Raw genomic sequence first — 8,857 nt, 5'->3', positions numbered from 1 at the left:
TGGAACAACTCCCATAGCTCGTCAGGAACCAGTCGCTCAGTGAAGCTCGCCACGCCTGATCAAACGAGTGATCGCCAATCAAGACACGGTCTTAGAGGGCGTTGGACGTGGGAGACAGCACCGCCTTCGACAACAAGGCCCTTCACGGCCACAGCGCACGGTGGCGGCTCCAGGCCGGGGATTGCCGTGTCGTGTGCACGATCGACGACGACCAACTGCTCGTATGGGTCGGACCACCTGTCCTGAAGGCTGACATTTCCTGTCCGGATCGGTGTGGTCGTCCGTGGCTGTCAGGGTTCTGCCCTATCGTGGAGCCTCGGTCGCGCGCTGTGACGGCGCGATGGTCGTGAGGCCAGGGGAGCAGAAAGCCGGTAGATGACCGATCAGACCTCGGCGCAGCCGTTCGCGCATTTGGGTGCGCCGAACTCGGGGCTTTACCGGGACGTGCTGAGGGCGTTCGCGAAGGCGAAGGAACGGTTCATCGTCCATCTGCGGCCGGAGGACGTGGCCGCCGAACTGCGGCGGGAGAGCGACGAGCAGCTCACGCAGGCGCTGGACAAACTCGTCGAATGGGGAAACCTGCGGGCCGACGCCGACACCGGCCGGGTCACCAGCGTCGAGGATTTTCACCGTAAGCGGTTCCTTTACCAGTTGACCGCGGCGGGGCAGGCGGCCGAGCAGGCGATCGCGTTCTACGAGGAGGCGATCGGGCGGCGGGGCGCGTTGCAGTCGGTGGCGCTGGCGGACATCGGTGATCAGTTGGAGGCCTTGTCGGCGCTGGCCGAAGAGGCCGATCCCGATCCGGTCAAAGTCCATCTGCTGCTGCTCAGCATCGCCGAACGGTTCTCGTCGCTGGCCGACAACGCGCAGGCGTTCATGGCCTCGTTGCGCCGTGCGATCGACTTCTCCGACGGCGATGTCGACGGGTTCATCGCCTACAAGGAACGGCTGATCGACTACATCAACCGGTTCATCGCCGACCTGGCCAATTCCGGTGCCCGGATCGCGACGCTGCTGGACGAGGTGGAGTCACGCGGGCACGAGAGGCTGCTGCGGCTGGCCGCGCGGCGGGAGGCGGCGGACGCCGTGCCGGAGGGTGCGGACGCCGCCGAGGCCAGGGACCGGGCCGAGGTTGCCGCCCTGGAGACCTGGTGCAACCGGTGGCGCGGGCTGCGCGACTGGTTCGTGTCGGGGGGTGCGGGCCGCCAGTCGCAGGCGAGGTTGCTGCGGCAGGCCGCGGTGACGGCGATCAAGCAGCTGATCGACACGGTGGGGCTGCTGAACGAGCGGCGGTCGGGGCGTTCGGACCGGTCGGCGGACTTCCGGACGCTGGCGCGATGGTTCGCCGAGGCGCCCGACGAGGAGGCGCTGCACCGGCTGTGGCGGGCCGCGTTCGGGCTGACCTCGGCTCGTCACCTGACCGTCACCCCGCAGACCCTGGCCGCGTGGGAGGAGGAGGCCGCTCCGGGCATGCCGTGGGCGCAGGCTCCGCCGGTGCGCATCTCGCCGCAGTTGCGGCGGACGGGCTCCTACGAGCGGCGCGGCAAGCCCAACCGCGTGCAGGACCGTTCGCAGGCCAGGCGGCTGCTGGCCGAGCACGCCGAGCGTGAGGCGGCCGAGACCGCGGCGGCGCGCGCCCGGCTGCGTACCGCGGGCCCCACGCTGCTGTCGGATCTGAACGTGCTCGATCCGAAGGCGTTCCGGTTGTTCCTGGGACTGCTGGGCGACGCCCTGGCGGCGCGCAGGCCCGGCGAGACCGAGGTGAAGACGCTCACCGCCGACGGGTCGATGGAGGTGCGGCTGTCGCTGGTGCCCGGCGGCGGGCAGGCGCGGATCCGCACCGAGGACGGAACGCTGACGGGCCCCGAGCACGTCATCGAGATCACCGACCTGACAGGGGCGCCGTGATCGAGGAGGAAGAGCGGGCGAAGAGGCGGGCCGCGCTGCGCGCCCTGCTGCTCAGGCCGCTGTTGACGGCCGAGTCCGCCCCTGCGGAGCTGATGCTGGTCCGGCGGCACCAAGCGGAGCTTCGCGACTGGCTGGCCCGGGAGACCGGCTGGCGGCTGCATGTCGACAGCGAGGCCGCGCGGCTGTTCAAAACGGCGCCGTCGCTGGAGGACGACACGCATCCCGCTCGGGGCAAGGGCAAGGAGCCGTTCGGCAGGCGCCGCTACGTCCTGCTGTGCCTGGCGCTGGCGGTGCTGGAACGCGCCGACGCCCAGACCACGCTGGGACGGCTGGCCGAGGAGGTGCTGAACGCGTCCGCCGAGCCCGACCTGGCGTTCGACTTCACGCTGGACACCCGCCCGGAGCGGGCGGACCTGGTCGCGGTGGTGCGGATCCTGCTCGGATGGGGCGTACTGCGGCGTGTGGCCGGTGAGGAGGAGGCGTACCTGTCGGCGACCGGGGACGTGCTCTACGACGTGCGCCGCAACGTGCTGTCGGTCCTGCTGACCGGGGCGCGCGGACCGTCGACGGTCACGGCCGCCACGTTCGAGGAGCGGCTCGCCGGGCTGGCCGACGAGCCGGTGCCCGACAGCGACGACCTGCGCAACCAGGCGCTGCGGCGGCGCCTGACCCGCCGCCTGCTGGAGGATCCCGTCGTCTACCACGCCGACCTGGACGACGACGAGCGCGCCTATCTGGTCTCGCAGCGCGCGGCGATCATCCGGCGGATCGAGGAGGCGACCGGGCTGGTGGCCGAAGTCCGCGCTGAGGGCATCGCCATGGTCGATCCCGACGACGAGGTGACCGACGTGCGCATGCCCGAGCAGCACACCGACGGGCACGTGACGCTGCTCGTCGCCGAGTTCCTGGCCGGACGGGGCCAGGAGGTCACCCGCGAGGAGCTGCGCGGCTTCGTCCGTGACGCCGCCGCCAGACACGCCTCGTTCTGGCGCAAGGGCGTGACCGAGCCGGGCGCCGAGGACGAGCTGCTCGGCATCGCGCTGGAGAAGCTGGTCGCGCTGCGCCTGGTCGTCGTGCTGCCCGACCGGGTGCGCGCACTACCCGCGATCGCCCGCTACGCCCTGGACGAACCCACCATCCGCGAACCCCGGAGGGCCGAACGGTGACGACGATGACACCGGCCCCGGCGACACGGCTGCCCGAGCCGGCGTCCGAGCGCTGGAAGCCGCTGCGCGCCGGGCTGGTCGACATCTTCTACTACGACGCCGAGGAGTTCTGGTTCCACGACGGGCGGCTCCTGCTGCGCGGCAACAACGGCACCGGCAAGTCCAAGGTGCTCGCCCTGACGCTGCCGTTCCTGCTCGACGGCGAGCTGGCCCCGCACCGGGTCGAGCCCGACGGCGACCGGCAGAAGCGCATGGAGTGGAACCTGCTGCTCGGCGGCAGGCATCCGCATCCCGAGCGGCTCGGCTACACGTGGCTGGAGTTCGGCCGCCGCGCCGCCGACGGCACCGCCGAGTTCCGCACCATCGGATGCGGGCTGAAGGCCGTGACGGGACGCGGCATCTCCCGGCACTGGTTCTTCGTCACCGGCCAGCGTCCCGGCCTGGACGTCCACCTGGTGTCGGCCACGGGCGTCGCGCTCACCCGGGAGAAGCTGCGGGAGGCGGTGGACGGCCACGGCATGGTCTATGACAGGGCGTCGGACTACCGGCGCGCGGTGGACGAGGCACTGTTCGGGCTCGGCGAGCACCGGTACGAGGCGCTGGTCAACCTGCTGATCCAGCTCCGCCAGCCGCAGCTGTCCAAGCGGCCGGACGAGCGGCTGCTGTCGCGGGCGCTCACCGAGGCGCTGCCGCCGCTGAGCCCCACCCTGATCGCCACGGTGGCGGAGGCGTTCCGCGGTCTGGACGAAGAGCGCGAGGCCTTGCGGTCGCTGGAGGAGGCGCGCACGGCCGCCGAGGCGTTCCTGGGCCACTACCGGCGCTACGCCCGGATCGCCGCCAAGCGCGCCGCCGCGGGGCCGCGGCTCACCCACAGCCGCTACGAGCATCTGAACCGGGATCTGACCGAGGCCGAATCCAGGCACGACGCCGCCGAGCGGGAGCTGAGCGAGGCGACCCGGCTTCTGGAGGAGCTGAGGGCCGAGAAGACACGGCTGGAGGGGCGCCGGCAGGCGCTGGAGGCGAGCCCGCAGATGCGCGACGCCAAGCGCATCGAGGAGATGGGCCGGGAGCTGCGGCGCAGAGCCGAGCACGCCGAACGTCTGGAGCGTGAACGCGCCGACCGGGTCACCGAGACCGACCGCCGCCGCGGCCGCGCCGAGGCCGCGCGCACGCGCCGCGAGCAGGCCCAGCACGCGCTGGCGACGGCGCTGGACCGGGCGGGCGCCGCCGCGGCCCGGGCGCGCTGCGGCGGCCCGCACGACGAGATCGTCTCCGGCTGGGAGCACGATCCGGCGCGGGCCCGGCGGGAGGCCGACGATCTCGTCGAGCGCACCTCGCGCGCGATCGCCGAGTTGGAGCGGCTCCTGGCCGTCCTGGCGCGGGCCCGGACCCGGCTGGAGTCCGCCAGAGTGGAGGCCGAACGGCTGGAACGCCAGATCCAGGACGCCGCCGAACGCGTCGAGGCCGCCGACACGCTGACGCGGTCCCGTTCGGCGGAACTCCTCGACGCCTACGTCACCTACCTGGCGCGGCTGGAGGAGATCAAGGTCGGGGATCCGGACGCGGTGCTGGCCGCGCTGGAGGCGTGGACGCAGACCGCCGAGGGCGCCAATCCGGCCGCCACCGCCGTGAACGACGCGGCGCGCGCGGCGACGGCCGAGCTCGGCCGCCTGGACGCCGCCCTGGACTCCCGGCTGCGCGCCGAGCGGGAGACGGCGAACCGGCTCGAAGAAGAGATCGGCAAGCTCGAACGCGGCGTCCACGAGCCCCCGCCCGTCCCCCACACCCGTGATCAGCAGGCTCGGGCCGATCGTCCGGGTGCGCCCCTGTGGAGGGTCGTGGACTTCTCCGACGCGCTGCCCGCCGAGCATCGGGCCGGTCTGGAGGCGTCGCTGGAGGCGGCGGGCATCCTGGACGCCTGGGTGACGCCCGAGGGCGGGCTGCTGGCGGCGGACGACACGTTCCTGCTGGCCGGCGACCCCGTCGACGGGCCGTCCTGCGCCACGGTGCTGCGCCCGGCCGTCGACCGCGCCGACCCGCGGGCCGCCGTGCTCGGCGACGACGCCGTCGCAGCGGTGTTGAAGCGGATCGGGCTCGGTCCGGGCGCCCGGACGTGGGTCGCCGTGGACGGCCGGTGGGCCAACGGCGTCCTCGGCGGGTCCTGGCACAAGGATGAGGCGGGTTACATCGGCGAGGGCGCGCGGGAGGCCGCCCGGCGCGCCCGCATCGCCCGGTTGCGCGCCGAGCTCGGCGAGACGGCCGGGCGCGTCGCCGCGCTGGAGGACGAGCGAGAGGTGCTGAGCGCCAGGCAGCGGGCACTGGACGCCGAGCATCGTGCGCTGCCCCCCGACACGGATCTGCGGGAGGCGCACGTCCGGTTCGCCGACGCGGTCCGTCGGCGCCGGGAGCTGACCGACGAGCACACCGAGGCACTCGGCGTGGTGGCCGAACGCGACGCCGAGGCGGCCGCGGCGCACCGGCACGCCGCCGAATTCGCCGACGATGTCGGCCTGCCGGTGGACGGCGCGGAGCTCGCGGAGATCGGCGCGGCGATGACCGACTACCGGCTGGCGCTGGCGGGACTGTGGCCCGCCGCCGAGTCCCTGCGCACCGCTCGTCGGGCCGAGAACGAGGAGACCGAGGAACTCGGCCGCGTCCAGGACCGCCTGAACGAGGTGGCGGAACGCGCCGCCGAGGCCCGCGCGGAGGCGACCGAGGCCGACGAGACCTACCGCGCGCTGGTGGAGACCGCCGGTGCCGCCGTCGAGGAGCTGTTCCGGCAGTTGGAGGAGGTGCGGGAGGCCCTCACCGCACGCGACGGAGCCGAGACCGGCGCCCGCCGGCGCGAGCGGGCCGCGTTGGAGGCCCGGGGCGAGGCCAGAGGCGCCTGCGAACGGCTCGCCGACGAGATCAGGCAGGCCGCCGGCGAACGCGACGCCGCGATGGCCGCGTTCCGCGGGTTCGCCGCCACCGGGCTGCTCGCCGTCGCGCTGCCCGAGCTGGAGATCCCCGATCCGGACCAGGAGTGGGCGGTGCGGCCCGCCGTGGAGTTGGCCCGCGCCGTCAACGCCGCGCTGGACGGCGTAGACGACGCCGACGGCCCATGGGATCGCGTCCAGCGCAGGGTGACCGAGGAGCACAAACAACTGTCGGACGTCATGTCCCGGCACGGGCACTCCGTCGGGCTGACCCTCCGCGACGGGATCATGGTCGTGGACGTGGTGTTCCAGGGCCGCACCCGCGACATTCCCGGGCTGGCCGGGGCGCTGGCCGAGGACACCGGGCACCGCGCCCGGCTGCTGTCGGCCCGGGAACGGGAGATCCTGGAGAACCACCTGCTCAACGAGGTGGCCGGCACGCTGCAGGAGCTGATCGCCGCGGCCGAGGAGGAGGTCGCCGCGATGAACACCGAGCTGACGGCCCGCCCCACGTCCACCGGCATGCGGCTGCGGCTGCTGTGGAGACCGGCGCGCGACGCCCCCGAGGGCTTGGAGCGGGTGCGGGAGAAGCTGCGGCAGACCGTCGACGCCTGGTCCGCCGGCGACCGCGCGGCCGTCGGGGCGTTCCTGCAGGAGCAGATCAACCGGGAGCACGCCGACAATCCCGCGGCGGGGTGGACCGAGCAGCTCACCAAGGCACTCGACTACCGCAACTGGCACGCGTTCTCCATCCAGCGGTTGCAGGACGGCCAGTGGCGCCCCGCCACGGGACCCGCCTCCGGAGGGGAACGGGTGCTCGCGGCGTCCGTGCCGCTGTTCGCCGCCGCGTCGGCGCACTACAAGTCCGCCGCCAACCCGCACGCCCCGAGGCTGGTGGCGCTGGACGAGGCGTTCGCGGGTGTGGACGACGACTCGCGCGCCAAGTGCCTCGGCCTGCTGGCCACCTTCGACATGGACGTGGTCATGACCAGCGAACGGGAGTGGGGGTGCTACCCGCAGGTGCCCGGCCTGGGCATCTGCCAGCTGTCGCGCCGCGACGGCATCGACGCAGTCCTGGTCACGCCGTGGCGCTGGGACGGCCGCGAACTCACCCGCGCCGCCCGTCCCGACCCTCTTCGCGCACCCGGGCCCGAGCCGGACGCTGTGCAGGAGGACCTGTTCACCGAGCGACCGGAGACATGACCGGGGACACCGACCGGCTGCGGCGCCTGCTGGGCGGGCCGGAGACCGCCTGGCTGCGCACCCGGGTCCGCCGCCGTCTCGAACGCGGCACCCCCCTGACCGGCTCCATCACCCTGGCCCGCGCCACCCCGGAACAACGGCGGGCGGTGGAGCTGCTGCTCGGGCGCCGCGCGGGAACGGGCGTCTCGCTGTCGGTTCCGCTCGACGAGATCGATCGCGTGCTGCGCGACAGCGGGGCCTGCCCCGGTGGCCTGGCCGCCGCCGTCGAACTGCTGGACGGCCCCGTCCGTGACCTGGCCCGCGAGCACGCCGAGAACGCCGCCGCGTGGCGGGCGGCGTTGGCACCGCTGGACGCGGCGGTGGCCGGCCGGACGGAACTGGACGGCTGGCGCGCCTGGCTGGACTCCACCGGCCTCGTCCGCAGGCTCACCGACGGCCCCGACGAGGCCGCGCCGATCCTCGCCCGGCTGGCCGCGGTCGTGCGGCGACTGCCGTCCGCCGGCGTCCCGCTCGGCCGCCTGGCCGCCGAGACCTGCGGTGACGCGCACGCCCTCGACGAGGGGTCCGCGCTGGCGACGCTGGCCCTGTCGGCGGCGCGTGCCCTGGCGGGGCTGCCGTATGCCGCGGAGGGCACCGCCGAATCGCGGCGCGCGGCCTGGGCCGCCGTCGGGGTGCACCTGGACGAGCTGTCCTCCCTGGTTCTGAGCCTGGGTCTGCCCGGTGGCGACGAGACGCCACTTGGGCGCATGCTGGCCGCCGCCCGATCCGCCGGTGAGCCGGTCGTGCTCACGCTCCGCCAGCTCCGCCGCCACACCGGCCCCCTGCCCGTCCCGGGCCTGGTCCGGCTGTGCGAGAACCCGGTGGTGGTCGCGGCCGCGGCCGACGAGCTCGGCGCGGACTGCCCGCCCCTGGTCTGCGTGAGCGGCCGCCCGTCCGCCGCCGTCTGGCGGCTCCTGGAGCTCCTCGCGGAAGGCGGAGCCGGATTCGCCTACCACGGCGACTTCGACTGGGGCGGCGTCGCCATCGCCGCAGCCGTCCACGACCGGATCGGCTGCCGTCCCTGGCGTTACGACACCGCCGCGTACCTGGCGGCCCCGGCCGACGGCTCCGGGGCCCCGCTGACCGGACGTCCCTCCCCCACCCCCTGGGACCCCGGTCTTGCGGCGGCGATGACCGAACGCGCCGTCCGCGTCGAAGAGGAACTCGTCCTCACCGACCTTCTCGCCGATCTCCACGGTGGGGCGCACCGCTGACACGGAACCAGGCCAGCCGGGAGAGGGGCCAGTAGCGGGCCACCACGCGGCCCACGATCAGGTTCTCGGGGACGGCGTCGAAGTCCCAGCTGTCCTGGCGGCCGGGGGCGCCCTGGTTGTCGCTCTCCAGCCACCAGCCGCCGTCGGTCCGGCGCGTCGCCCGTTTGACGATCAGTTGCTCGGTACGTCCCGGATGGCGCGCCACGACGACGTCCCCCTCGGCGACCCGCGCCCCCCGGCGCACCAGGAGCCAGTCACCGGGACGCAACGCAGGCGTCATCGACTCCCCCGTCACCGCGACGGCCAACAACCGGCCGGCCATTCCCGCGCCCTCCGCATAGGTCACCGTTGTGTGGAGACAACGTCACTCCGGGCACTCCCCCGAGGGGTCCTAGGCCCAAATACCGAG

At 73.8% G+C, this 8,857-nt stretch carries 5 protein-coding genes; 4 read left to right on the top strand and 1 reads right to left on the bottom strand.

Annotated features, from left to right (window positions below):
- Nucleotides 1-375 precede the first annotated feature (375 nt).
- The 4 genes from ABZ801_RS29200 to ABZ801_RS29185 are packed head-to-tail and all read left to right on the top strand — an operon-like array spanning nt 376 to nt 8,448.
- On the top strand, nt 376-1,908 hold the full coding sequence (locus tag ABZ801_RS29200) for a TIGR02677 family protein (protein WP_360703698.1): 1,533 nt from the start codon (nt 376-378) through the stop codon (nt 1,906-1,908).
- Nucleotides 1,905-3,074, top strand: a complete 1,170-nt coding sequence (locus ABZ801_RS29195; RefSeq protein ID WP_360703695.1) for a TIGR02678 family protein — start codon at nt 1,905-1,907, stop codon at nt 3,072-3,074. Before ABZ801_RS29200 ends, ABZ801_RS29195 begins: the two co-directional genes overlap by 4 nt.
- A gap of 5 nt (nt 3,075-3,079) precedes the next feature.
- On the top strand, nt 3,080-7,195 hold the full coding sequence (locus ABZ801_RS29190) for a TIGR02680 family protein (RefSeq protein WP_360703692.1): 4,116 nt from the start codon (nt 3,080-3,082) through the stop codon (nt 7,193-7,195).
- Nucleotides 7,192-8,448 (top strand): TIGR02679 family protein, encoded by a 1,257-nt coding sequence (locus tag ABZ801_RS29185; RefSeq protein WP_360703689.1) that lies wholly within the window; start codon nt 7,192-7,194, stop codon nt 8,446-8,448. Before ABZ801_RS29190 ends, ABZ801_RS29185 begins: the two co-directional genes overlap by 4 nt.
- Here ABZ801_RS29185 and sodX read toward each other — a convergent pair.
- Nucleotides 8,405-8,794: a nickel-type superoxide dismutase maturation protease gene (gene sodX, locus ABZ801_RS29180; RefSeq protein ID WP_360703687.1), complete on the bottom strand. Its 390-nt coding sequence runs from the start codon at nt 8,792-8,794 to the stop codon at nt 8,405-8,407. The two genes, ABZ801_RS29185 and sodX, sit on opposite strands and share 44 nt — an antisense overlap.
- Between the last annotated feature and the right edge of the window lie 63 nt (nt 8,795-8,857).

Origin of the sequence: Actinomadura sp. NPDC047616, assembly GCF_040642915.1 — a bacterium.
In the GTDB taxonomy this organism is placed as follows: domain Bacteria; phylum Actinomycetota; class Actinomycetes; order Streptosporangiales; family Streptosporangiaceae; genus Spirillospora; species Spirillospora miaoliensis.
Note: the sequence above shows the minus strand (reverse complement) of the source record. Positions and strands in the feature narration are given on the sequence as shown.

What these genes read in the sequence shown, in the direction of transcription:
- ABZ801_RS29200 (WP_360703698.1), top strand. Translation starts at nt 376, where the DNA reads ATGACCGATCAGACCTCGGCGCAGCCGTTCGCGCATTTGGGTGCGCCG.
- ABZ801_RS29190 (WP_360703692.1), top strand. Translation starts at nt 3,080, where the DNA reads ATGACACCGGCCCCGGCGACACGGCTGCCCGAGCCGGCGTCCGAGCGC.
- ABZ801_RS29185 (WP_360703689.1), top strand. Translation starts at nt 7,192, where the DNA reads ATGACCGGGGACACCGACCGGCTGCGGCGCCTGCTGGGCGGGCCGGAG.